Raw genomic sequence first — 21,740 nt, 5'->3', positions numbered from 1 at the left:
CGCACCCGTGACATCATGGAGAGAACGCACGCAGCTGGCAGACGTGGCCGACACGACGTTTCACCGGACGAACGTTCGCGGAGGGTTCGGATCGGCCCCAGGTAGAGCGAGGTGGCGTATGGACGACACCGTGGGCCCTGTGGGGGCCGAGACCTCGGAGGACGTGACGGATCCGGTGTCGGTGCAGCAGCCGGCGCTCACCGGTCTTCGAGCCGAGTTGGATGCGATCGATGCGCGACTGCTCGAGGCGGTGCGGGACCGGGTCGATGTGTGTGTGCGGATCGCGGAGGTCAAGCGGCGGGATCGGATTCCGATGATGCAGCCGCATCGGGTGGATGCGGTGCATGCCCGGGCGGAGCGGTTCGCGCGGGAGCACGGGTTGTCGCCGGAGTTCGTGAGTGTGCTGTACGACGTGTTGATCGCCGAGACGTGCCGGGTCGAGGATGTGGTCATCGGGTCGGGCGGTGACTCGCCGCGAGTGGTGGGGTGAGGACGTCATGTCTGCGCGGAGCCTGACTCGAACGTTGTTGATCGACAACTACGATTCGTTCACCTACAACCTGCACAGTGTGTTGTCGGAGGTGAACGGGTGCCCGCCGACGGTGGTGCCGAACGATGCGGACTGGGAGTCGGTGCGGCTCGAGGAGTTCGACAACGTCGTGGTCTCCCCCGGTCCGGGTCGTCCGGATCGGAAGCGGGACTTCGGGATCAGTGTGCGGGCGTTCGAGAGCGGGCGGATCCCGGTGCTGGGGGTGTGTCTGGGGCATCAGGGGTTGTGTCACGTGTTCGGGGGGCGGGTGGAGTTGGCGCCGGTGCCGATGCACGGCCGGTTGTCGGAGGTGCGGCACGACGGCAGCGGGTTGTTCGCGGGGATTCCGTCGCCGTTCCGGGCGGTGCGGTATCACTCGTTGATCGTGGAGGATCTGCCGGGCGAGTTGGAGCCGCAGGCGTGGACCGGGGACGGTCTGTTGATGGCGGTGCGGCATCGCCGGGAACCGTTGTGGGGGGTGCAGTTTCATCCGGAGTCGATCTGTACCGAGTACGGGCGGGAGTTGGTGGCGAATTTCCGGGATCTGACGCCGACCCGGTCGGGGGTGGGGCGTCGGGTCTCCCGTCCCCCCGAATCGGAACCGGTGCCGGTCGTGTCGGAGCCGGAGCCGGAGCCGAAGTATGTGGTGCACAGTCGGCGGATCGATCATCCGGTGGATCCGGGGCAGGTGTTCGGGGCGTTGTTCGCCGGTGGCCCGGACAGTTTCTGGTTGGACGGGGGTGCGGCGAACGAGCCGGAGTCGCGGTTCTCGGTGATGGGTGACTGTTCGGGGCCGTTCGCGGAGTATCTGACGTATCGGGTGGCGGAGACGACGGTGTGTGTGCACCGGGCGGGGCGTCCGGTGCAGCGGGTGCAGCAGCGGTTCTTCGACTACATCGACGAGCAGTTGCGGGTGCGGGCGGTGCCGCCGGTGCCGGGGTTGCCGTTCGCGTTCGGGCTCGGGTATGTGGGGTATCTGGGGTACGAGTTGAAGGCGGATGCGGGGAGCCAGTTGGTGCACACGTCGCCGACGGACGATGCGGCGTTCGTGTTCGCCGATCGGGCGGTGGTGGTCGATCACGAGGGTGGCGACTGTTATCTGGTGGCGCTCAGCGAGGAAGCGGACGATCCGCGGATTCCGGAGTGGTTCGCGGACACCGAGTCCCGGATCCGTGGGTTGGACGAGGCGGCGCCGGTGGTGCCGCCGCGGCCGCTGGTGAAGCTCGAGGACGATACGCGGGTGCGGTTGCGGCACAGTGGGGACACGTATCTGTCGTTGATCGGGCGGTGTCTCGACGAGATCCGTTCGGGCGAGTCGTACGAGGTGTGTTTGACGAACATGGCGACGGTGCATCGGTCGATCGATCCGGTGCGCACGTACGAGACGTTGCGGGAGATCAGTCCGACGCCGTACAACGCGTTGTTGAAGTTTTCCGGGGTGTCGGTGCTCAGTGCGTCGCCGGAGCGGTTCCTGAAGATCGGTGCGGATCGGGTGGTGGAGTCGAAACCGATCAAGGGGACGCGGCCGCGGCATGCGGATGCGGCGGCGGACGAGGCGTTGCGGTCGGATCTGTTGGGCAGTGAGAAGGATCGGGCCGAGAATCTGATGATCGTGGATCTGGTGCGCAACGATCTGTCGCGGGTGTGTGTGCCGGGGTCGGTGCACGTGCCGAAGTTGTTCGATGTGGAGACGTATGCGCCGGTGCACCAGTTGGTGTCGACGGTGCGGGGCCGGTTGCGTGACGATGTGTCGGCGGTCGAGTGTGTGCGGGCGGCGTTTCCGGGCGGGTCGATGACCGGTGCCCCGAAACTGCGGACGATGGAGATCATCGACAAGCTCGAGGAGGGTCCGCGGGGCGTGTATTCGGGTGCGGTGGGTTATTTCTCGATCACGGGGACGGCGGATTTCTCGATCGTGATCCGCACGATGGTGGCGACCGAGGATCGGGTGACGTTCGGGGTGGGTGGGGCGATCGTGGCGCTGTCGGATCCCGGTGAGGAGCTCGAGGAGACGATGGTCAAGGCGACCGCGATGCGGCGGTGTCTGTCGCGGACACCGCCGGGCGGTGGGGACGGCGCGCGGTGACCGGCCCGGTCGTCGTGGTCGGTGGTGCCGGCGCGGTCGGGTCGCTGCTCGTGGAGCGGTTGCGCGGCGACGGGGCTCCGGTGACGGTGGTGGACCGGGCGACGGCCGAGAACGTCGTGGCCGGGGACGTGGCGGCGCCGACGGCGGAGGTGCGGGCGGTGCTGTCGGCGTCGTCCACGGTGGTGTTGGCGGTGCCGGAGCAGGTGGCGATCGCCGCGGTCCCGGTGCTCGACGGCGTGCTGGCGCCGGGGGTGCTGCTGGTGGAGACGCTGTCGGTGAAGTCCCGGATCCACGACCTGCTGTGTGCGGCGCGGCGTCCGGCGGTGGGGATCAACCCGATGTTCGCGCCGGCGCTGGGCATGTCGGGGCGGCCGGTGGCGGCCGTCGTGCACCGGGGTGGGCCGTCGGTGGAGGCGTTCCTGACCCGGGTCGGCGGGTGGGGGGCGCAGGTGGTGCGGGTCGGGGCCGGTGAGCACGATCGGGTGACGGCGGTGACGCAGGCGCTCACCCATGCGGTGGTGCTGGCGTTCGGGTTGGCGCTCGCCGAGCTCGACGCGGATCCGGGCACGGTCGCGGCCACTGCTCCCCCACCGCACCGGCTGTTGTCGGCGCTGCTGGCGCGGGTCGGCTCGGGCACCCCGGAGGTGTATCACGACATCCAGGCCAGGAATCCGGCCGCCGCCGACGCCCGCAAGGCCCTGGCGGGGGCGCTGGACCGGCTGTCGGGGGCGGTCGGTGACGAGGCGGCGTTCGCGGCGGTGATGGCGGACGCGCTCGCCCCGCTCGGTGACCGGGCCGCCGGCTACCGGGAGCTGTGCGCGGGGATGTTCGAGCAGTTGCGGGACGGAGGAATGTGATGACCGGGGACGGGGCAGCCGAGCAGGAGACGCTGCTGCGGTTGCCGTCGCTGCCGCCGTTCGATCCGGGTGATCCGGCGGAGAGCGCGGTGATCCGGGCGATGGGCCGCAGCTGGCCGAAACGGGCGACCGTCAAACACCAGGAACCGGATCTCGATGCCCTGTTCGATCCGGGGCGGGACGACTATCCGGTGGCGTTGATCCCGTTCGCCGCCGACGACCGATTCACCCGGATCGACGGGGAGGTGCGGGCGCGGCTGCTGGCGTGGGCGTGGATCGCCTACAACAAGAACGTGATGGACGTCGAACAGTACGTGGTCAATCCGGGATTCCGGCTGCTGTCGCAGGACGCGTTCGGCACCGGTCTCGGGGACGCGTTGACGGTGGCGACGCTGCAGGCGATGGTCGACGAGCAGTACCACACGCTGATGCACCTGAATGCGAGTGCGCTCACGCGGCGGCGGCGGGGCTGGCAGCTACCGGAGGCGCGGCTGCCGTACGGGCCGACGGTGCGCCGGCACCTGACGGCGGTCGCGGCGGCCGAGTCGCCGCGGGAGGCGGCGTTGACGTCGCTGGCGTTCACGACGGTCGCGGAAACGTCGATCAGCTCGTATCTGGGATTGATGACCGACGACGAGGACCTGCAGCCGGTGAACCGGGCCACGGTGGTGCTGCACCGCCGCGACGAATACTGCCATTCGTCGATCGCCGCGGAACTCCTCACCATCGTCTACGAACGCCTCCGCCCCGATGATCGACGAATCCTGTTGGACGGGCTGGCCTCCGGACTCGAAGCGTTCGAGGCGAACGACTGGTCCACCTGGTCGACGATCTTCGAGACGGAAAACGTCCGGGACGGGGCGGCAATGGTCGCCGACGCCGCCCACGACACCGGACGCCGCAAACTCGTCCAGGACTGCAGCGCCATCCGCCGCCTGTGCGACGACCTCGGCGTCACCGACGAGGTGCCGTACGCGTGGTGAACGGTAGCCACGAGTGCCGTTCACATAGGTCGGGTTCTGGTCGGAGGTGATTTCGGATGGACTTCCCGCCGATCTGGTGGCTCCTGCCCTACGGGTTCGTCCCCGACGATGTACGCGTCTGGATCCTGTACAACGCACCGTGCTGGGCGGGCGGCTACTGCCCCTGAGAGGAGACGATCGAGATGCTGGATCCCGGATTCTGGGGACCGCCCGGTATCGCCGTCACGGCGGTGATCGCATGGTGGTACCGGACATTCGGATGAGCCGGGAAGGGAGATACGCGAGTGGATCTCTGGAGCTTCTACTTCGGTCCCATCGGCAACCTGTTGGACATCGTGAACTACTGGCTGGCCTACGGGCACCTGCCCGGCAGCTGGAAATGACTGCTGGACCGCTGTCGCTCACAGTGGCTACATGGGCGGCGTCTGCCCACCGGTGAAGATCCAGTACAGCGCTATGTCTATTGCGTCCCCCACCGGTCCGAGTGGGCCTCTGCCGAAGAATCCGTAATCGAGTCCCATGATCGTCCCTTTCACATCGGTGACCGTGCCGCCCGACCCTGTTCTGACCCCGCATCACCAGTATTGCTGCCGGTGCCCGTCGGTGTCGGTGACGAATACGACCGCGTCGGCGCCGGCGACGGCGTCCGCATCGAGGGGGATGTGGCCGGGGACGAGCGGGGTGCCGGCCCGGAGCGTCGAGGGTAGGGCATCGTGCAGGTCTGCGGCCGGGAACAGGGTGCGGCGATCGGTGGCGGCCGCGAGCATGCCCTGCAGGGTGCCCGCTTCGGGATGTACGGCGGCATCGGTGGCGACCATCAGATACCGGTCACCGAGCACGCGGGCGACGCGGGTACCGGCATTCTCGTGGCCAGTGGACCGGTCGGGTCGGCTGCGCTGCAGGTGGGCGTTGTGCGCGAACACCAGCGTCGGGCCGCGTCGAACCTCCTGGGCGGCGATGGCGAGCAGGTTCTCGGCCATCATCTCCGCCCGCACCGCGAGCAGTGAGGCGATGCGGTCGTCGCCGGGGGCGGCCATGGCCGCGTGATAGCGCAGCAGACCGTGTGCGGTGCGGGCATGCGCGGCCGCCCCGGAGTGGTCGTGCAGGCTCGTGCCGGCCCGGTGGACGGCGTCGGCCAGGTCGTCGGCGACGATGCGTAGCGCCCGGGCCCGTTCGCTACCGCCGATCGAGGCGGCCGCGTCGTACATGGCGTCCGGATTCGACCAGTCGGCGTCGTCTCCGGCGAGAACATCGAGATCGTCTGCGGATATCGGACGCACCGGTGCCGGCAACCGGTCGACGACGGCGGCCAGGAAAGGTCGGGGACTCGGGGCGGCCGCGTACTCCACCGGCGCGTCGAAGCCGTGGAACCGGACCTGCTCACCGGTGGGGCGTCCCGTGTTGTGGTCCCGGAGCCACGTCACGAGGTCCCGGTTGCCGTGGATCGCACCGAATCCGTGACTGAACCCGGACGCGAGGACGGCGTCGAGATCGCCGGCTCCCCCGGTGACGTAGTCGTCGACGACGGATGCGGCGAACCAGTCGATTTCGAGGGCGATCGACCGGAACCCGCGATCCACCAGATGCGCGAGCAGATCGCCTCGCAGGGCCGGAAAAGCGGCGATCCCGTGGGTCGGCTCCCCCAACCCGAACAGGGTCGGCGGCTCGGGGCGGGCGGCGAGGAGGGCATCGACGGTGCGGGCCAGATCGGTGGGGGTGCCGAACGGGCGGGCGAGAGTGGACAGCGACAGCGTCATGGGCGGAAAACACTCCTTCTCGAGGTGGTGTCCCTCGACGCTATCGTTGAAGATTCGAGTGAGACTTTTCCGGTCTGACCCCCGATTCTGGCGATAAAACCTTCACAGGAGGTGTGGTGCGTCCGGTCGATCTGGCCCGCGAACACGGGCTGTCCGCGCAGGCGGTCCGCAACTACGAGGACGCGGGGATTCTGCCGCCCGCCGACCGCAGCGACACCGGCTACCGGCTCTACACCCCCGTCCACGCGCAGGCGCTGCGCACGTTCCTGACGTTGCGGCGCGGCCACGGATATCGGGATGCGGCCGCGATCATGCGGGCCGTCCACGGCGGCGAGACGGAGACGGTGTTCCGGCTCGTCGACGCCGCTCATGTGGCGCTCGCCGCCGACCGCGAGACCCGCACCGAGGTGGCGTCCGCGCTCGGCGCCCTGTCCGGGCCGGTGCCGGCTCCGGTCGGGTCGTTCACGGTCGGGGAACTCGCCCACCGGCTCGGGGTGCACGCGGCGACGCTGCGCGCCTGGGAAACCGAGGGCATTCTGCGTCCCGGACGGGACCGGGCCACCGGCTACCGCGTCTACGGGCCCGAGACGGTGCGGGACGCCGAGATCGCCCGGCAACTGCGCCGCGGCGGATACCCGTTACCGCGGGTGGCCCGGTTCCTCGACACGGTGCGCGGTGCCGGCGGCACCGACGAACTGGACCGGTTCCTGCGGACCTGGCAGGAGCGGATCACGACACGCGGACGGAACCTCGTCGCCGGGGCCGCACACCTGGACGAGTATCTGGTGATGTGCGAAAAGGACGGGACCCGATGATCACCGACGACGATCTGCAGCATCTCGACGCCGCCACGACCCTGTTCGAGACGGTACTGGGCAGAGACAATCTGGACGGTGCGCGGCCGAGTCTCTGCCCCGGATGGAGTACCCGGGATGTCGTGAATCATGTTCTCGGCGGGGCGATCCGGTATGCGCACTACTTCACCGGCGCCGATCCGGCGGAGATCGCGTGGACCCGGACCGCGGAGATCGCCGGCGACGACCCGATCGGGACACACCGCAGGCTGGCGGCCGTGCTGCGCGGCGAGTTCGACGCACACCGCGACGACGGCATCGTCCTGCCCCACCCGATCCGGGCCGTCGACGCCCCGACCCTGCTGGTGATGCGGGTGCAGGAACTCGTGCTCCACACCTGGGACATCGCCGCCGCCACCGACCCGGATGTCGTACTCGAGGCGTCGCTCTGCCGATTCCTGCTCGACCGCGGCGAACCGGTGCGCACGATCCTGCGCTCGGCCGACGCCCTCGACCCGGCAACAACACCCGCGGACGACAGTCTCACCGCACAGGTCCTCGCCGCGTGGGGCCGCGGCTGAGTCGAGTCGACGACGATCTGCCCGGTGTGCCGTTCAGTGCCCGCTACCGGCAACGTCGAAGACGCCTACTCCCGGGTGGACCACGTTCTGATACTTGGCGGGTGGAGCACCGAACGTCACGACGTCCGCGGTCGCGACGACGTGTCCGCCTCCGGTGTCGACGGTGGCGGGCGTGTACCGGCACCACGGGTTCGCTGGGTAGGGTTGGGTGAAGTCGACGTCCACGGGTTCGAGCGTGGTCGTGTCGGCGTCCCCGGTGGTCAGGTTCCGCCAATGTATTCGCACCGCAACGCAGTACAGAGTGTGTGCCGAGACGCGTGCCGCATGGTCGGCGGTGAAGGTCACCGTCCCGTCCGTACCTGGTGTGGCCGCGGGGACGACCGTCGTCAACGGCGGCAGTCCCCAGCACTCCATGATGTCGAACGAGCATCCCGCAACGAACCGCACCGGTATCGGGAACACCGTGGTCGTTGCCGCGGTGGCGGGTGAGGACGCAGCCATAGTGGCGAGACCGGCAACGGTCGCGGTGAACAGTGCGGCGAACGAACCACGACATCTCTCACGCTGCATGCCCGGATCCTTCCGAGTCGGCCCCGACCGGCCACGTGTCGCAGGTCAGCGTACTCGCCGGCATGTTGTTCGGAGGCCGATTGCGGTGGCGCTGCGCGCGGATCAGCGTGCAGCGCGCCCGATTGCGTACGCGGGACGTCAACTCGCGCGCAGCAGGGTCATGCGTCAGGATCTCGTGCGTGTCAGTACCCATCCGGCGCGTCCCGCGAGAGCGCCCGTGAGCCAGCCGAGGAGCGCTCCGACGACGGGCACCACGAGAAGGATTCCGGCCGACCACGGATCGAGCGCATAGGACACGGTGCCGTACGTGTCGTCGCCGACGGACGAGAAGGTAGTGCGGGTCGGCTCGTCCATCCACACCGATTCGAGGAGCAGGCACGCATTGACCAGCAGACCGGTCACGAAACCGAAGCAGGACAGCAGGATTCGTAGTGCGCGCACAGGTCAGGCCACCGGACCGTCGGGGGTGGTGATCGTTTTCGCGAGGTGGACGAGCGCATAGCCGGCCGGTGTGGGCGTGCGGTGGGTTTCCTGGAAACCGAGCCGGCGGTAGAGGCGAAGGTTTCCGGCGCTGTGTTCTCCGGTGAACAGTCGCAGCACGGTCACCGGTTCGGAAAGTCCACGCTCCACGTGGGACAGCAACCGTGTGCCCAAGCCGCGACCTTGCCGGTCCGGGGCGACGATCAGCCGGCCGATGTCTACGGCCCCGATGTCGGCCCGGGTCTGCACGCGTACCGCCGCGACCAGGCGTCCGTTCGTGTCGCGTAGGCCGGTGGCGGCCACGGCCGGATCGGACAACTCGTCGACGAGTTCGGTCAGTGTCTGGGTGAGCGGCGGCAGGATCGGATCGTCGTGTGCCTGGGCTTCCGTGACGTAGGCGGCGCGCTGCAGGGTCAACAGTTCGCCCGCGTCGCGCGCAGTCAAGGTGGCAACCGATTCCATGGTCGATCACTATTCCACGACGAGAGCGGGTGGACCCGGTGCAGGCCAACCGATCCCGGGTACGGCGTCGACGTGTTCGACTGTCGTCGGGTCGGGACGTAGATTCACGAGTCGTGGGCGACACGACGGGCACGGTGCGGGAGTGGAACGACCTGGAGGGCTGGGGTGTGATCGATTCTCCGGCGACCCCGGGCGGATGCTGGGTGTTCTTCAGTGCAATCGTCAGCGAGGGCTACCGCACCTTGCCGGTGGGCGGCACCGTCACCTTCGACTGGGAGCAGGTGACGGACCAGGACGGCTACCGGTATCGGGCCACCCGCGTGGAGCGGCCGCGTTGAGGTCAGGCCCCGGTGAGGTCGGTGGGAGTCCAGGCGGGCCAGGTGATGTCGCCGACGGGGTCGCCGTCGACGTAGCGGGCGACGATGCGGGTGATGTCGGCGGCGGTGTTGTCGTAGACGGTGGCGTGGTCGACGCGGCCGATGGCGTCGACGACCAGGGGCCACAGGCGGGTGAAGCGTTCCCGGATCTTGTTTTCGGGGACGCGGTGGCCGCCTTCGACGACGCGTTCGGCGACGCGGGCGACGGTCAGGTCGGCGGGGACGAGGACCACGTGCAGCACGATGACGTAGCCGGCGGTGCGGGCCCGGTCGATGAGTTCGAGTTTCGACGGGTGCGAGAACACGGTTTCGGCGATGAACGACTCCCCCTGGTCGACGAGGGTGTCGCGGATGGTGGCGGCGATGCGGGCCGCCTCGTAGGAGTGTTCCTCGGGGGCGTCGGGCCACCGTTGTTTCGCGATGACGTCGGCGTTGACGAACACACTGCCCGGGAGCAGTGGTGCGAGACGTTGTTCGATGAACGTGGACTTGCCGGCGCCGTTGGGGCCGACGACGAGGTCGAGTCGTCTCACAGAACGACCGACGTACCGTCGGGCAGATGCTTGACGACGCGGCCCTGCTCGTCGAGGACGACGGTGGCGCGGCCCTGCGCGGCCCGGTCGGCGACATGGTTGCCGGTGGCCAGGGATTCTTCGAGTGCGGCGGCGACCTCGGCGTTGAACACGACGCCTTCCTCGGCGGTCAGGTCCCGCAGCGGCACCCGACCGGCCAACGCGGCCTCGACGCGGCGACGTGCCACCTGACGCTGATTCGACACCTCACGGCCCACCCGCGCCCAATGCTCGAGCTGCTGACGAGCCGAACGATGCTCCCGCTCCCCCTCCGCGGCAGCCGCGTCCACCAACTCGGACGAGAACCGGGTGACCCGGTCGACGATCTCGGTCATGACGCCTCCTCAGCGCAGTACTGACCTGAGTGTAGCAATCTGCTACAGCCTTGGTGAGGGGTGCGGATCGGCAGTGCGGCTGTATTCGAAGCGTGCAGCAGTTCCGATCATGGGCCGTCAGTTGTCAACACGATGGAGACGAAGAGCTTTCCGTCGATCGATACAACCGAGTGGGAGATGGAAACGACCTCTTTGTCTTCTGTCTGATACAGCTCGGTGACGGTGGTCGAGGCGTAGTTCGACAGCTCGCGGTGCAGGTCCGACAGTCGCTCGTATGGGCCCAGCTCAATCGTGTAGACGTCGTAGTTGTGATCGTCACCCACTACCTGAGGCTATCTGTGGCGTCGGGCGGCGGTGTGCCGGATGGGCTGCCATGCTGTGCCGCATGGAAGATGCGGTACTGACGATGCTGTTCCTGGCCGGTGCCGGTGCGTGCGCTCTTTCCGCCTATATCGGACACCGCGGCTGGGTCACCGACCGGTCGAAAGGCTACGACGTCCCGTCGACGGTGCGAGAGAGCCCCGAACTGACTCGGCTCGCGAACACCCTGGTCGCCCGATGGTGCACGGTGGCGTCGGTGCTCCTGCTGATCCCGGCGGCAGCCTTGGCGCCCAGCGCCTTCTCCAACTTCCAGATCCCGCTCCCCACTTGGAAACTCGCTTGCCTCGCCGCATACAGCCTGATCGTGATCGTGGTGGCCATGTATCCGTTCGAACGGATCTCGCGCCTGTGAGATGAAGTCTCCAAACCCGCACGGATGCGAGCGAGTGCGCGGACCGAGACGAGGCAACGATCTCCGCGCCCGAAGCGTCGGCTAAGCCCAAAGGCGCTCAGCCCTCCATCCGGGCAGGCAGCCAATCTCGGAAGCGGCTCGGTCCAGTGCGGCGAGTCCGGTGGTGATGTGGCCGACGATGTCCGCGGCGAGGGCGTCGGCAAGCGCTAGCTGGTCAAGCATTCGGCTGGGTCGGGGAAGACGAACACGATCGCTTGGACGGCGCACCGGCTCGCCCGCCTGCATGTCGATGATGTGAAGGTGTTCGATTCGGTGGTCGTGGTCGTGGACCACACCGTCCTCGACGGCCAGCTCCAGGATGCGATCCGGCAGATCGACGGGTCAGGGAAGATCGTGGCCACGATCAGCCCCGAGGATGTCCGTAAGGCGGGGGCGAAGTCGAAGCGGTCCTGGCGGCGGAGATGGCCGGGCGGGCCGAATCTCCGAATATCTCGTATCTCGCGTTCACCGCGACCCCGAAGAACAAGACCCTCGAGATGTTCGGCCGCAAGGGCCTGGACGGGAAGCCGGTCGCGTTCCATCTGTACTCGATGCGTCAGGCGATCGAGGAGGGCTACATCCTCGACGTGCTCAAGGGCTATCAGACCTACGACACCGCGTTGAAGATCGCCGGCAAAGCCGAGGCCGGCGACAGCAGTGGGGGTGAGGTGGAGGAGTCCGCGGCCCGGAAGGGGTTGATGCGGTGGGTGAAGCTGCACCCGACGAACATCAGCCAGAAGGTGGCGATCATCGTCGAGCACTTCCACACCAACGTCGCCCACCTCCTCGACGGCAAGGCCAAAGCGATGGTCGTCACCGATTCTCGCAAGGCGGCGGTGAAGTACAAGAAGGCGATCGACGCCTACATCACCAAACGCGCCGCCCTCGATACCTCCTACAACTACCGCACCCTGGTCGCGTTCTCCGAGCAGTGAGCATGGACGAGCACGAGCAGTGGGTGTCGGAGTGGGGGCCGCAGCCGAGCAAGGACGACGAGTTCATCGAGGCCAACCTCAACTCGGGCGCCGGCGCCGATCTGGCGGCCGCGTTCAAGGGCACCACCTACCAGGTGATGCTGGTCGCCAACAAGTTCCAGACCGGGTTCGACCAGCCGCTGCTCTCGGCGATGTACGTCGACAAGAAACTCTCCGGCGTCACCGCCGTGCAGACCCTGTCCCGACTCAACCGCACCCACCGCACCGCCAGCGGGGAACGCAAACACACGACGTTCGTCCTCGACTTCGTCAACACCCCCGAAGACATTCGGGCCGCGTTCGAGCCGTACTTCACCGGCGCTGCCCTCGAAACCGAAACCGACCCGTACGTGGTGGTGCATTTGGCTACCAAACTCGCCCAGGCCGGGATCTATACCCCCGACCAGGTGCGCAAGGTGGCCGAGTTGTGGGTGACGCGGAAGGGCAGCAACGCCCTGTCAGAGGCGATCTCCCCGGCCAAGCACGACTTCGCCCGACGTTACGCTGCCGCCCTCGAAGCCGACGACACGATCGCCCTGAACACCTTAGATCTGTTCCGGAAGGATGTCGCCACCTACGTCCGGCTCTACGACTTCATGAGCCAGATCGTCGACTACGGCGACCCGGACATCGAGATGCTGTCGATCTTCCTGCGCCTCCTCGACCGGGTCGCCGCCGACACAGCCTGGGCCGCCGACGTCGACCTCTCCGACGTCGTGCTGGTCGGGGTCACCCACACCAAGAAGGATGCGGTCGACATCTCCCTGAGCGGCGCCGGGCAACTCACGGGCATCAGCGGCGCCGGCACCGGCGCCCGCAAAACCCGAAATACGTAGCCCTGCAGGTCGTCATCGACAAGATGAACGACCTCTTCGGCGCCGAAGCGTTCACCCAATCCCAGGTCCGCAAGTTCGTCCACGGCCTTGTCCAACGCCTGCTGGCCTACCTGGACCTGGTCAACCAGGCCAGGGTGAACAAGCGCAAGCAGTTCATGGAATCGCAGGACTTCCAGACCGCGGTCGTCGAGGCCGTCGCCGACAACCAGGGCGCCCACAACACGATGGCCGACTACTTCTTCAGCGACGGCCCCTCCATCACCGCCGTCATCATCGCCCTCGCGGACGCCTTCTACGAGGCAGCGATCGACCAGGAGACGACCGTCTGAGCGCCCGACCCCGGGGCGAGAATCGCGACAGGAACTGGCTGGCCAGGGTCAGTTTTTGTCGACTGGCTTGGGGTCAGGCTGCCGCGCGAGCATCTTGTCGGTGAGCTCGATAGTGGCGAGGTACCACCAGAAGATCCAATCGAGATAGGACTCATCGTAGTCGCCCATTTGGTCCGCTCTGCGGTGACGGATCGCGAACTTGTTCGCGATCGTGAAGAGCGCGCCCTCGTCCTTGGACAAGAGGTTCTGCTCGAGAAGATCCCGACGTTCTTCCAGTAGACCGGCGAGAACGACGCAGGCGCTTCGCTTCTCCGTTCTCCCGGAATTCCGGCTACGGTACAAGGCGACGGCATGCTCCAACGAGCTCTTCCGATCTGGATCAGGAGTCTCGAAGACAGCAGTGACGAGAGTGTGGTGGCCGTCGTCAACGCTGTGCACTAACCGGCCTACGTCCTCGCCGCTTTTGGCGATCTGCAAGCCCACACCGGCTCTCGACAGTAGGCGGTTGACAGTCCACCGGTATAGCATCTGAGCAGGAGAAACTGCGAAATTCTCGTAGTGCCAGCCACACGAATTCCATGAGTGGAACCACCTCCGACGAGGTCGTGCCACCAGGTCGTGAAACACCTCTACGAGGCTGTAGAACGTCGGTTCGTCCCAGGATTCGGGGAGAGGGGACCACAATCCACGTCGCCCGAGCCGTTCAGCGACCAACTCGTCGAGAACTTGGTCTGGGGAGAATTCGGAGTAATCACCGTCCTCGCACGGGTCAGGTGCTACGCGATGCAGGTATCCCGAGCGCTGGAGGTTCCGCACAGCCGTGACCCACTCGCGTTGCACTCCGGGGCCGTCGACTGTGTCCTGCATCGTCTCGGACGCAGTTCGTGTCAGGTAATACGGCTTCGGCTTACGCTCTTCCGGTAGTCGAGGGGCTACCTCAACGAGTTGTTTCAGGAACAACTGCTTCGCATCGCCGACCGACGTTGTCGTCGGCCAAGGGTCTGCACTGAGGGTCTCACTGAAGCCGCGGCTCGCGCCGATCGACTGCTGAAAGTCTGTGACCGGAACGTCGGAGACGAAGGCTTCCGTTAACAACCACTCCACGCTCTCTTCCCACTCGTTCCGGCGACTGCCCATCGGAGGCGACAGCGATGCCGCTTCGCGAGCGAAGAGTTCTCGCGGCCACCTCAATGAGTAGTCCGGCCCTGGGTTCGAGGTATCGAGCACAGATCGCACTGTATCGGGCGCGTGCGCTTCCTCCCCCGACAGCCGAGACGCCGAGGTAGAACCGGCCGCGGTTCCAGGACACGGTGGTGACGGTCGGCGCGAGGGCCGGCTTCAACGCGGGCACCGTGCGCGCACCTGCGGCGAGCTGGCGAGGCATACACGGCCGTGAGCGGTAACGGGTGAGCCTCGCCAATACTTCGACTCAGCCTTCAATCGCCAGGGTGTCTGATGTCCCATCGGTAGCGACAACAGGCAGGAACCCGTATCTCCCCACGTCGAGGTGCTTTGTGAAACGGATATCGAGCGATTCGGACCCGAGCGGGTCCAGCGGGTCGGTGTTCTCCATGACGATGATCTGACCATCAAAGTTATCCTGGATGTCACGGTAGAAGGCCCGCACAACGACTTCAGGAGGCTCCTCACCCGCCTCTGTGGACTTGTCTGGCGGCCGATATGTGACGAGGGGAGAGTCGAGGACGACGAATCCCGGGTGTGGCAGTTCCCGGTCAAAGCAGTATTGGGCAAGCGCGATCGTGAAGGCAGCATGGAGGACCGCGCGTACCCCCTTGCCGTGTGCCGAGCGCTGTTGATCGCCGGCGATGATGTCGAGTTCGTTTCGGTCGTAACGGACGGACGCTGCGGACGGATAGCCCCACTCGGCGAGGCGCTTGGAGATCTCGGTCGAGAACTCTCGTGCTGCGGTGAGGCTCAGCCCCGCGACCGCAGTTGCAACTTCAGCCTCAGTCTCGTCGGCGATCCTTCGAATCATCTCCTCAAGGGACTTGGCCTGCTCGTAGAGGCCAAGGTGCTTCTCGATCTCACTGCGCTTGGAAAGAAGGTCTCGGAGGTTCCCCTTCTCAGGGTTCATTTTGGCGTCGAGCTTCTCGATGTTCTTCTGCAATGCCAGGGCGTCTTGACGCGTCGTTGTGATGGATGCGCGAAGGATCTCGGTTCGCGCGTCGAGGCTTTCAATCGTCACGTGGAGGTCATCGAGAAGGCCCCGAGTCTTCCGGGACTCGGAGTCTACGGAGACACCAAAGCTGGTCGTGTCTCCCTCGCAGTCCAGATTGAGATGTTGACTGGCCGGTTCCGCACCGCAGAAGACGCAGGTCCCGCGTCGGAAGTACCCAAGCAGGTTCCCGGCCTCCGCGATCATTTCGAGGCGTGCCAAATCGTTCTCGTACTGCTTCTGCAAGAGAGTGAACCGCTGGCGGAGCGCCGCCGCATCCGAGTATTCCGACCGCTGGGCACTGTCCGCCGATTGAAGTTTGTTGTGCTTCAAGAGGAGTTGGCCGCGCTGTCCCGTGAGGCCCCCGATCATCGTGCTGTGCTCGTCAATTGTGCGGTTGAGTTTGCCGAGCTGCGTCTTGAGTTCTGCCGGTTCAGCGACGTCTTGGAGTTGCGATTCGAGTTGGCTGATCATCCTCTCGACCACTTCCTGCCGAGCTCCGCGTAGGCGCTTCTGCTCTTGCGTCGAGGGAACCGCAGTCAGCGCAGAGTCGTCTTCGCCCGCGAGGAGGAGCTTGAGGACCGAGACTTCCTTGGTCTTGTTGACCGGGTTACCGCTGAGGCCGGGGGCTTCTTCCGCCTGTATCTCTGTCTCGCCGATGAGGCACAGGCGGGTGAGGTCGCGGAAGCTGAGCATGTGGGTTTCGTTCCGCGCATTCTTCCTCACCTGCTTCTCGTCCAGGCCGATCTGGTCGAGGAGGAACCTGGAGACGTTCTTCGTGTTCGCCGCGTTGTGCTTCGCAGCGAGCGTCTCGTCCGGTGGTGTCGAGGGTTCGACGCGGACGTCTGCTCGGTAGAGGGAGACTGCGCCGCCGTCCACCGAGCGTGCAAGCGTGACCCGCTCCCCGGTGGGGAGTTCGAGGCCGAGTAGGACGCGACTGTATCCCTCTCGCTCGGGTATCTCTTTGAGTTTCTTGGCGCCGAGGACGAAGTCGATCGCGTCGACGATGAACGATTTGCCCGTGTCCGAGGGACCGTGGATGACGGTGACGTGCGGGCTGAAATCGACCGAGGCCGGAGTCACATTGGTGCCGGTGAAAGTCAGGTGCGAAAGCGTGAGTCGTCCCATCAGATGTCGTTCCCGCTCTCGTGTTGCATGACCTCGAACTCTTCTGACCAGTGCGAGGAGATCTCTCGCATGCGCTCTCGCAGGCTTGCATCATCAACGGTGCCGAGTTCTTCGACGACCCAGCGCGCACGGTCGTGCAGGGCGTGCGCGTAGTCACTTTCAAGCAGGTTCAGGAAGCTCTCGGAACTCTCGTTGGCCCAGAACTCGATACCGCTGTCCGCAGCGGACATCTCGGCGAGGCCCGCCCGGATCATAACGTGGAGACCATCCTCGATGTGCTGTCGTTTCACCCCGAGTTCGCCGATTCGTATTGGGATCGGCGGGTGGAGACTCTCGGGGCCGTTGAGGTCCGCACTGTGGAGCAGGCCGTGGTCGAGGAGCATCAGTCGGTTGATATCGAGATGCGCGGGAAAGACTTCGACCAGGATCATCAGGACACGCATCCCCGCTTCAAGGGGGCTGTTGAGGGGGTTACTCATCAGCGGCCACCCACGTCAGTTTGTCGGCATTGGCGAGCTGGTGGCAGATGCCTTGACGGTCCTGGAGCTTTGAGACCGAGATGAGTGCGTGGGCGCCCAGGTCGAGTTGGCTAGATTGCGTGAGGACTGCTCGGAGTCGGTCAAGACCGCTGGGGTGGTTCGCTTCTGCCGTATCGATTACACCGGTGTAGACGTCGTCTTGGAGCAGCTCGAACGTGCCTTCGGGCACAGAGTCCCTGGCGTACAGGCGCAGCGCCTCAGCGGAGTAGAACGCCTCCCGTTGCCTCTGGAGTTGCGCGCCGTATTTAGCGTGTGCGGCAACTGAGTCGACATTGGAGCAGGATGCGGGGTCCTGCTCGTTGTAGACGTCCACGAGTTTCTTGACATAGGTCGCTTCGCTCGACGCAGGGGCCTCCGGGGTCTGTCCGACGGGAGGCCGTACAGGTAGGGATGTCCCGAACCTGTCGGCGTAGTACGGGGTCTTGCGGTGTACGTCGAGCATCTCGTTGAGCTCAAGCGACTGGAAGATCGAGAAGTCCGAGGATTCGGCGAGTTCACGGATGGATTGCAGCGCTTGTTCGTCGTACAGCCGCGTAGCGGCACTTCCGGCATCGAGCAATTCGAGGAACTTCTTTCGAAGCTCCGTGGGCTTACTGAGGAGACGATTGAGCGTGGGACCGCACCCCCGCGGTGCGACGAACACGTATCGATCTGGAAGACGATAGAAGGCATCTACAACGCCGTGGAAGATCTTCAAAATTTCGGGGAATGCGTCTGACATGGTGAGTGATCCGTCGTAATGCTTGGCCTGGAAACAGTCCCATGCGTCTTCAAGGCCACGGTCGGTCTTGAACGCGGCGACGTCCACGCCCCGGTCTCCGGAACCTCCGAGCTGCTTGATCTGTCGATACGAGACGGCGACTCCGGTTGCCCACTCGGTGATGAAGACTTCCCATTCGTCCGGCGAATAGAAGTAGATGCGGTGGGCCGGGGGCACGGGCGATCCACGGAGCGCTGGGGCTGGAGAGCCCGACACGACGGGGACAGGAAAGTCGATGAGTTCGGGGACGCCGCTGCTTGCGTTCGGCTGGGTCGCCAGGGCCACGCAGGCACCTCCTCGTTCCTGTTTCGTCTCGACCAAACTCTATGAGACGAGGGCCAGCTCTGCGATCGTCCGCCAGTGGGTTGAGCGAAACTCGGTGCGGTCCGCTCCTCCTTGCATGCGAGCTGCGCGGCTGGGCACAGGTGTCATTACGAAGGATCGGATGCCTGCGAGTTCAGGGGTCACGCAGATAGATCGGTGCGACACCGGCGGGTCCTGTATGACGATCCTCAAACAGGACACCGGATCGGAGGGGCCAGCGAAACGTGACCAGCGGCAGCGGACGACCGCGCCGCCGAAATCCGCCCTGTTTAGAGTCCTGCACAGTGCGTCCGTGACAGGTGCCCTGTCCCGGACGCTGCTCCTGTGATGACCGCAATCGAACGGCCCAGCCTATGAGCAGGCGACGTCACCGCCGTCGCGCGACTGTTCCCGGCGGGCGGTGCGCAAACCCACGCCCGCCCGCCTCGGCCGAGTTAGCCTGCGGGGCATGGCCATCACATTCGAGAATGTCGGCATCGCGGTCCGTGATCTCGATGCGACGATCGCGTTCTTCACCGATCTGGGTTTGACGGTGGTCGGCCGGGACACGGTCCGTGGTGAGTGGGCGGACACGGCGGTCGGCCTGGACGGCAACCATGCCCGTATCGCGATGTTGGCGACGCCGGACGGTCTCGGTCGTCTCGAGTTGTTCGAATATCTCCACCCCGAGGCGATCGAGACGGACCCCACCCGCCCCAACGAGATCGGTATGCACCGGGTCGCCTTCTCCGTCGACGACCTCGACGACGCCCTGGCGGTCGCCGCGCGGCACGGCTGTCACCCGTTGCGGGGTGTGGCGACCTACCAGGACGTCTACAAGCTCACCTACGTCCGCGGCCCCAGCGGCATCATCGTGATGCTCGCCGAGGACCTACGCAAGGATGCCGCCCGCTCTACCCGAGATGTCGGGTGAAGAACCTGGTCGCGCCGTCCCGCTCGTGTTCGGGCACCTGGAAGTGGCTGCCCGGATGCGCGTGCAGCGTTTTGTCCGTCGAGGCGAACGCGTCGAACAGGGCGATCGCGGCGGTGCGGTCGATGTACTCGTCATCCCACGGAATCCGGTACTCGACCGGGACGGTGATCTTCCCGGCTGCCTCGAGCAGGGAGTCGGACACGATCACCCCGCCGAAGCTCACGGCCGCGATCCGTGGTTCGACGGCCGCCAGCAGCAGGCCGGTGGTGACACCCAATGTGACACCGCCGTAGCCGACGGGGGTGTCGGCGCCGATCCCGGGGAGGGCTTGCAGGGCGTCGAGGGTGGCCTGCCATTCGGGGACGGCCCGCTGCGCCAGCGACAGGTTGTAGTCGACGACGATCGGGGCGATGTTCTCGCCGGCCGCCCGGGCTCGACGGATCTCCTCCGCCCACTGCTGGTCCCGGTCGGCGCGGGGGCGGTCCCCGTTGCCGGGGGCGTCGATCGCGGCGACGGTGAATCCGCCGGTGGTGACGGCGTGGAGGGCGGCGGCCACCAGGCCGGGTGCCCGCTTGTGCATGCCGCCGGAATGCCCGGACAGCAGCAGTGGTGCGCCGTCGGGGCCGGAGGCGGGTGACCAGAGGATGCCGGTGACGTCACCGACGGTGAAGGTGCGTTCGACGACACCGTCGTTCGACGATGCCTGCGAAGCGAACTGTTCGGAAGTGAACTGCATGATGGTGCCTTTCGGGAGTGCCGTTGCTGGGGCGCTCCCGGCGACACCTACGACGATCGCCGAACCGTGAACACGAGTGGGAGCACCCACCTGCTTGCTGCGGTCATGGGTCTCACCTCCTCGCGTGATGTCACGGTCCCGACCATGCTGTCAGGGCGCCCCGCGTGCGTCCACCGTTTTTCCGGCATCGGAACCCCGACATCGGCTAACAGGTGGATATACTGTGAGTACTTGTTAGGAGGTGGTGTCGGTGACCAGTGTGGAGGACCGGTACCTGACCGGTGAGCTCGACTTCGAGGCCGCGGCGGCGCGGGCGCTCGGCGCCTCGGCGATCGACCGCGCACTCCTCGTCCCGATCCTGCGGGCCCTCGAGGAGGCCGCGCACCCCACCGCGGCGCTCAACGCCCACGACGCCGCCCTGCTCGATGCGGCCGGGGCCCCGGACACGCCGATGGTGTTCGCCGCCGCCGCCGCGGATCGGCAGGCCCGGATGCGGGACCTGTGGGACGACGCGCTGACCGTCGATGCCGCCGCCGCGCGTCTCGGGGTGTCCCCGTCGCGGATCCGGCAGCGGGCCGGGGACCGGACCCTGTGGGCGGTCAAGCGCGGGCACCGACTGCTGTTGCCGGCGATCCAGTTCACCGAGGGCGGCCAGATTCCGGGCCTGGACACCGTCCTGTCCGCGCTGCCCGCGGACCTGCATCCGCTGTCGGTGCACGGTCTGCTCACCACCGCGCAACCGGAGTTGCGGATCGGCGGCAGCGAGGCGTCGATCGTCGAATGGCTGGCCGGTGGCGGTGCCGTGGAGAGTGCGATGACCGTCGTCGACGCCTACCTGTGGGCGTGACCGACCGCTCATGCCCCCACCCCTGCCGCGGCCCCCGCACGTCGCCGACCTGCGTGCCCACGACATCACCGACGACGAATACCTGGACCTGCAGCCGGACGCCGTGATCTGGCGGGTCCACCGCACCCGCGGCGGGCACGTGCTCGCCTGGAATCGGCTGCGGACGTTCGGTCCGCTGCTCCGCTTCGATCCGCATCCCCGCCCGCTGCGGGACCATCCCCGGCACGGTGTCTGGTACGGGGCCGCCGACGTACCCGGTGCCCTGGCCGAAACCTTCCAGGGGACGCGGGTCGTCGACCGCACCGCCGGGGCGCCCTATCTGACGGGGCTGCGTTTCACGCGGACCCTGCGCCTGCTCGACCTCGGCGGTTTCGGGGACGGCCGCTGGCCGACCCGGGTCGGGGGGAACTTCGCGCTCGCCACCACCACGCACGGCCTCGCCCAGCAGTGGGCGCGCACCATCCGCGCCGCGCACCCCGACCTCGACGGCCTCGCCTACCGCGGCCGGTTCTCGGGCGGACTGTGCGTGGCCCTGTTCCCGCCCGCGACCGGCGCGTTCCCGGCGGCACCGCAGCTGTCGCTGCCGCTCGAGCACCCCGCGCTCGCGTCCCGGCTGGCCGGGGCCGCGGACCGGATCGGCTACGGCGTCGTCTGAGCGCCGTCACGGGGCCGCGTTGAGCCAGTCGTAGAAGGCGGGCTCGACGTCGGGATTGCCGGCGGTGATGCCGTTGTAGGCGCCGATACCGGCGCCGACGGCGGTGCCGACGATGCAGCCGGCGACGAAGTTCGGGAAGATCGACACGCAGCCGACCGCGAGTCCGGTACCGGCCCCGTTGAGGGTGGCCTGGGCGCCGCCGTTGTTCCAGCCGACCTCGATCTCGTGGAACAGCCGGTCCTGCGCGGCCTGTTTGGTCAGCGGTGGCGGCGGGGTCGGGGTGTCGGCGGTCGCCGTGCCCGCCCCCACCACGCCGAGCGCGGCGACGGCGAGAACGGTTGCGGCAGAAGCGGTGCGAAGGTTCATGG

Annotated in this window: 27 protein-coding genes; 14 read left to right on the top strand and 13 right to left on the bottom strand. The window is 66.8% G+C overall.

Going from position 1 to position 21,740, the window contains the following annotated elements:
* Window positions 1-118: 118 nt before the first annotated feature.
* Genes Q5696_RS11215 through Q5696_RS11200 form a run of 4 tightly spaced genes read left to right on the top strand, consistent with a single transcriptional unit; the run spans window position 119 to window position 4,455 of the window.
* Window positions 119-490 carry a chorismate mutase family protein gene (locus Q5696_RS11215; RefSeq protein WP_305091450.1) on the top strand — a complete coding sequence of 124 codons (372 nt, stop codon included), beginning with the start codon at window positions 119-121 and terminating at the stop codon, window positions 488-490.
* A gap of 7 nt (window positions 491-497) precedes the next feature.
* Entirely contained in the window at window positions 498-2,615 is a 2,118-nt protein-coding gene (gene pabB / locus Q5696_RS11210) for an aminodeoxychorismate synthase component I (protein ID WP_305091449.1), read from the top strand.
* Window positions 2,612-3,472, top strand: a complete 861-nt coding sequence (locus tag Q5696_RS11205) for a prephenate dehydrogenase dimerization domain-containing protein (protein ID WP_305091448.1) — start codon at window positions 2,612-2,614, stop codon at window positions 3,470-3,472. The genes pabB and Q5696_RS11205 overlap by 4 nt, the downstream gene beginning before the upstream one ends.
* Window positions 3,472-4,455 carry an AurF N-oxygenase family protein gene (locus Q5696_RS11200; protein WP_305091447.1) on the top strand — a complete coding sequence of 328 codons (984 nt, stop codon included), beginning with the start codon at window positions 3,472-3,474 and terminating at the stop codon, window positions 4,453-4,455. The genes Q5696_RS11205 and Q5696_RS11200 overlap by 1 nt, the downstream gene beginning before the upstream one ends.
* Before the next feature lie 575 nt (window positions 4,456-5,030).
* On the opposite strand, the gene Q5696_RS11195 is transcribed toward Q5696_RS11200, so the two are convergent.
* A complete protein-coding gene (locus tag Q5696_RS11195) occupies window positions 5,031-6,212 on the bottom strand; it encodes an erythromycin esterase family protein (protein WP_305091446.1) in 1,182 nt (393 codons plus the stop codon).
* Between the two features lie 116 nt (window positions 6,213-6,328).
* Here Q5696_RS11195 and Q5696_RS11190 point away from each other — a divergent pair, with 116 nt between their 5' ends.
* Together Q5696_RS11190 and Q5696_RS11185 are read left to right on the top strand one after the other, a co-directional pair.
* Complete coding sequence (locus tag Q5696_RS11190) at window positions 6,329-7,027, top strand: MerR family transcriptional regulator (protein WP_305095239.1); 699 nt, start codon at window positions 6,329-6,331, stop codon at window positions 7,025-7,027.
* Window positions 7,024-7,587: a maleylpyruvate isomerase family mycothiol-dependent enzyme gene (locus tag Q5696_RS11185; RefSeq protein WP_305091445.1), complete on the top strand. Its 564-nt coding sequence runs from the start codon at window positions 7,024-7,026 to the stop codon at window positions 7,585-7,587. Before Q5696_RS11190 ends, Q5696_RS11185 begins: the two co-directional genes overlap by 4 nt.
* Window positions 7,588-7,620: 33 nt before the next feature.
* Here Q5696_RS11185 and Q5696_RS11180 read toward each other — a convergent pair whose 3' ends face one another.
* The 3 genes from Q5696_RS11180 to Q5696_RS11170 form a co-directional block, all read right to left on the bottom strand.
* The gene (locus Q5696_RS11180) at window positions 7,621-8,157 is read right to left on the bottom strand and encodes a hypothetical protein (RefSeq protein WP_305091444.1); all 537 of its coding nucleotides are present in this window, start codon (window positions 8,155-8,157) and stop codon (window positions 7,621-7,623) included.
* Window positions 8,158-8,322: 165 nt separating this feature from the next.
* Window positions 8,323-8,598, bottom strand: a complete 276-nt coding sequence (locus Q5696_RS11175) for a hypothetical protein (protein ID WP_305091443.1) — start codon at window positions 8,596-8,598, stop codon at window positions 8,323-8,325.
* A gap of 3 nt (window positions 8,599-8,601) precedes the next feature.
* Entirely contained in the window at window positions 8,602-9,099 is a 498-nt protein-coding gene (locus tag Q5696_RS11170) for a GNAT family N-acetyltransferase (protein WP_305091442.1), read from the bottom strand.
* A 113-nt stretch (window positions 9,100-9,212) separates the two neighbouring features.
* Here Q5696_RS11170 and Q5696_RS11165 point away from each other — a divergent pair, with 113 nt between their 5' ends.
* Window positions 9,213-9,437, top strand: coding sequence for a cold-shock protein (locus Q5696_RS11165; protein WP_305091441.1), 225 nt, complete (start codon window positions 9,213-9,215; stop codon window positions 9,435-9,437).
* Between the two features lie 2 nt (window positions 9,438-9,439).
* Here the strand turns inward: Q5696_RS11165 and Q5696_RS11160 are convergent, their stop codons facing one another.
* The 3 genes from Q5696_RS11160 to Q5696_RS11150 form a co-directional block, all read right to left on the bottom strand.
* Window positions 9,440-10,009, bottom strand: coding sequence for an ATPase (locus Q5696_RS11160; protein ID WP_305091440.1), 570 nt, complete (start codon window positions 10,007-10,009; stop codon window positions 9,440-9,442).
* Window positions 10,006-10,383 (bottom strand): TA system antitoxin ParD family protein, encoded by a 378-nt coding sequence (locus Q5696_RS11155; RefSeq protein WP_305091439.1) that lies wholly within the window; start codon window positions 10,381-10,383, stop codon window positions 10,006-10,008. The genes Q5696_RS11160 and Q5696_RS11155 overlap by 4 nt, the downstream gene beginning before the upstream one ends.
* Window positions 10,384-10,490: 107 nt before the next feature.
* A complete protein-coding gene (locus tag Q5696_RS11150) occupies window positions 10,491-10,706 on the bottom strand; it encodes a hypothetical protein (RefSeq protein ID WP_305091438.1) in 216 nt (71 codons plus the stop codon).
* A gap of 62 nt (window positions 10,707-10,768) precedes the next feature.
* Here Q5696_RS11150 and Q5696_RS11145 point away from each other — a divergent pair, with 62 nt between their 5' ends.
* From Q5696_RS11145 to Q5696_RS11130, 4 genes are all read left to right on the top strand, one after another.
* Entirely contained in the window at window positions 10,769-11,116 is a 348-nt protein-coding gene (locus Q5696_RS11145; protein WP_305091437.1) for a hypothetical protein, read from the top strand.
* 461 nt (window positions 11,117-11,577) lie between these two features.
* A complete protein-coding gene (locus Q5696_RS11140) occupies window positions 11,578-12,090 on the top strand; it encodes a hypothetical protein (RefSeq protein WP_305091436.1) in 513 nt (170 codons plus the stop codon).
* Between the two features lie 2 nt (window positions 12,091-12,092).
* Window positions 12,093-12,965 (top strand): type I restriction enzyme subunit R domain-containing protein, encoded by an 873-nt coding sequence (locus Q5696_RS11135; RefSeq protein ID WP_305091435.1) that lies wholly within the window; start codon window positions 12,093-12,095, stop codon window positions 12,963-12,965.
* 23 nt (window positions 12,966-12,988) lie between these two features.
* Window positions 12,989-13,294 carry a hypothetical protein gene (locus tag Q5696_RS11130; RefSeq protein ID WP_305091434.1) on the top strand — a complete coding sequence of 102 codons (306 nt, stop codon included), beginning with the start codon at window positions 12,989-12,991 and terminating at the stop codon, window positions 13,292-13,294.
* Between the two features lie 48 nt (window positions 13,295-13,342).
* Here the strand turns inward: Q5696_RS11130 and Q5696_RS11125 are convergent, their stop codons facing one another.
* The 4 genes from Q5696_RS11125 to Q5696_RS11110 all read right to left on the bottom strand — a co-directional run bounded on the left by Q5696_RS11125 (window position 13,343) and on the right by Q5696_RS11110 (window position 18,182).
* Complete coding sequence (locus Q5696_RS11125) at window positions 13,343-14,521, bottom strand: hypothetical protein (RefSeq protein WP_305091433.1); 1,179 nt, start codon at window positions 14,519-14,521, stop codon at window positions 13,343-13,345.
* A 202-nt stretch (window positions 14,522-14,723) separates the two neighbouring features.
* A complete protein-coding gene (locus Q5696_RS11120) occupies window positions 14,724-16,598 on the bottom strand; it encodes an AAA family ATPase (protein ID WP_305091432.1) in 1,875 nt (624 codons plus the stop codon).
* Entirely contained in the window at window positions 16,598-17,077 is a 480-nt protein-coding gene (locus Q5696_RS11115; protein WP_305091431.1) for an ABC-three component system middle component 2, read from the bottom strand. Before Q5696_RS11115 ends, Q5696_RS11120 begins: the two co-directional genes overlap by 1 nt.
* A complete protein-coding gene (locus Q5696_RS11110) occupies window positions 17,070-18,182 on the bottom strand; it encodes an ABC-three component system protein (RefSeq protein ID WP_305091430.1) in 1,113 nt (370 codons plus the stop codon). Before Q5696_RS11110 ends, Q5696_RS11115 begins: the two co-directional genes overlap by 8 nt.
* Before the next feature lie 487 nt (window positions 18,183-18,669).
* Here Q5696_RS11110 and Q5696_RS11105 point away from each other — a divergent pair, with 487 nt between their 5' ends.
* Complete coding sequence (locus tag Q5696_RS11105; RefSeq protein WP_305091429.1) at window positions 18,670-19,134, top strand: VOC family protein; 465 nt, start codon at window positions 18,670-18,672, stop codon at window positions 19,132-19,134.
* Here the strand turns inward: Q5696_RS11105 and Q5696_RS11100 are convergent.
* Complete coding sequence (locus tag Q5696_RS11100) at window positions 19,115-19,870, bottom strand: dienelactone hydrolase family protein (protein WP_305091428.1); 756 nt, start codon at window positions 19,868-19,870, stop codon at window positions 19,115-19,117. The genes Q5696_RS11105 and Q5696_RS11100 overlap by 20 nt on opposite strands.
* A gap of 250 nt (window positions 19,871-20,120) precedes the next feature.
* Between Q5696_RS11100 and Q5696_RS11095 the strand changes: the two genes are divergently transcribed.
* Both Q5696_RS11095 and Q5696_RS11090 read left to right on the top strand, forming a co-directional pair.
* Window positions 20,121-20,717, top strand: coding sequence for a DNA-binding protein (locus Q5696_RS11095; protein ID WP_305091427.1), 597 nt, complete (start codon window positions 20,121-20,123; stop codon window positions 20,715-20,717).
* 10 nt (window positions 20,718-20,727) lie between these two features.
* A complete protein-coding gene (locus Q5696_RS11090; RefSeq protein WP_305091426.1) occupies window positions 20,728-21,372 on the top strand; it encodes an RES family NAD+ phosphorylase in 645 nt (214 codons plus the stop codon).
* Between the two features lie 6 nt (window positions 21,373-21,378).
* On the opposite strand, the gene Q5696_RS11085 is transcribed toward Q5696_RS11090, so the two are convergent.
* A complete protein-coding gene (locus Q5696_RS11085; RefSeq protein WP_305091425.1) occupies window positions 21,379-21,738 on the bottom strand; it encodes a hypothetical protein in 360 nt (119 codons plus the stop codon).
* Between the last annotated feature and the right edge of the window lie 2 nt (window positions 21,739-21,740).

The sequence above is a fragment of the Prescottella sp. R16 genome (assembly GCF_030656875.1).
In the GTDB taxonomy this organism is placed as follows: domain Bacteria; phylum Actinomycetota; class Actinomycetes; order Mycobacteriales; family Mycobacteriaceae; genus Prescottella.
This window is presented reverse-complemented; position numbering and strand designations above follow the sequence as displayed.

Excerpts from the sequence above, each read along its gene's own strand:
- Q5696_RS11200 (WP_305091447.1), top strand. The coding sequence starts at position 3,472 with ATGACCGGGGACGGGGCAGCCGAGCAGGAGACGCTGCTGCGGTTGCCG.
- Q5696_RS11130 (WP_305091434.1), top strand. The coding sequence starts at position 12,989 with ATGAACGACCTCTTCGGCGCCGAAGCGTTCACCCAATCCCAGGTCCGC.
- Q5696_RS11105 (WP_305091429.1), top strand. The coding sequence starts at position 18,670 with ATGGCCATCACATTCGAGAATGTCGGCATCGCGGTCCGTGATCTCGAT.
- Q5696_RS11195 (WP_305091446.1), bottom strand. The coding sequence starts at position 6,212 with ATGACGCTGTCGCTGTCCACTCTCGCCCGCCCGTTCGGCACCCCCACC.
- Q5696_RS11115 (WP_305091431.1), bottom strand. The coding sequence starts at position 17,077 with ATGAGTAACCCCCTCAACAGCCCCCTTGAAGCGGGGATGCGTGTCCTG.
- Q5696_RS11090 (WP_305091426.1), top strand. The coding sequence starts at position 20,728 with ATGCCCCCACCCCTGCCGCGGCCCCCGCACGTCGCCGACCTGCGTGCC.
- pabB (WP_305091449.1), top strand. The coding sequence starts at position 498 with ATGTCTGCGCGGAGCCTGACTCGAACGTTGTTGATCGACAACTACGAT.
- Q5696_RS11155 (WP_305091439.1), bottom strand. The coding sequence starts at position 10,383 with ATGACCGAGATCGTCGACCGGGTCACCCGGTTCTCGTCCGAGTTGGTG.
- Q5696_RS11185 (WP_305091445.1), top strand. The coding sequence starts at position 7,024 with ATGATCACCGACGACGATCTGCAGCATCTCGACGCCGCCACGACCCTG.
- Q5696_RS11170 (WP_305091442.1), bottom strand. The coding sequence starts at position 9,099 with ATGGAATCGGTTGCCACCTTGACTGCGCGCGACGCGGGCGAACTGTTG.
- Q5696_RS11100 (WP_305091428.1), bottom strand. The coding sequence starts at position 19,870 with ATGCAGTTCACTTCCGAACAGTTCGCTTCGCAGGCATCGTCGAACGAC.
- Q5696_RS11215 (WP_305091450.1), top strand. The coding sequence starts at position 119 with ATGGACGACACCGTGGGCCCTGTGGGGGCCGAGACCTCGGAGGACGTG.
- Q5696_RS11140 (WP_305091436.1), top strand. The coding sequence starts at position 11,578 with ATGGCCGGGCGGGCCGAATCTCCGAATATCTCGTATCTCGCGTTCACC.
- Q5696_RS11145 (WP_305091437.1), top strand. The coding sequence starts at position 10,769 with ATGGAAGATGCGGTACTGACGATGCTGTTCCTGGCCGGTGCCGGTGCG.
- Q5696_RS11135 (WP_305091435.1), top strand. The coding sequence starts at position 12,093 with ATGGACGAGCACGAGCAGTGGGTGTCGGAGTGGGGGCCGCAGCCGAGC.
- Q5696_RS11120 (WP_305091432.1), bottom strand. The coding sequence starts at position 16,598 with ATGGGACGACTCACGCTTTCGCACCTGACTTTCACCGGCACCAATGTG.
- Q5696_RS11180 (WP_305091444.1), bottom strand. The coding sequence starts at position 8,157 with ATGCAGCGTGAGAGATGTCGTGGTTCGTTCGCCGCACTGTTCACCGCG.
- Q5696_RS11085 (WP_305091425.1), bottom strand. The coding sequence starts at position 21,738 with ATGAACCTTCGCACCGCTTCTGCCGCAACCGTTCTCGCCGTCGCCGCG.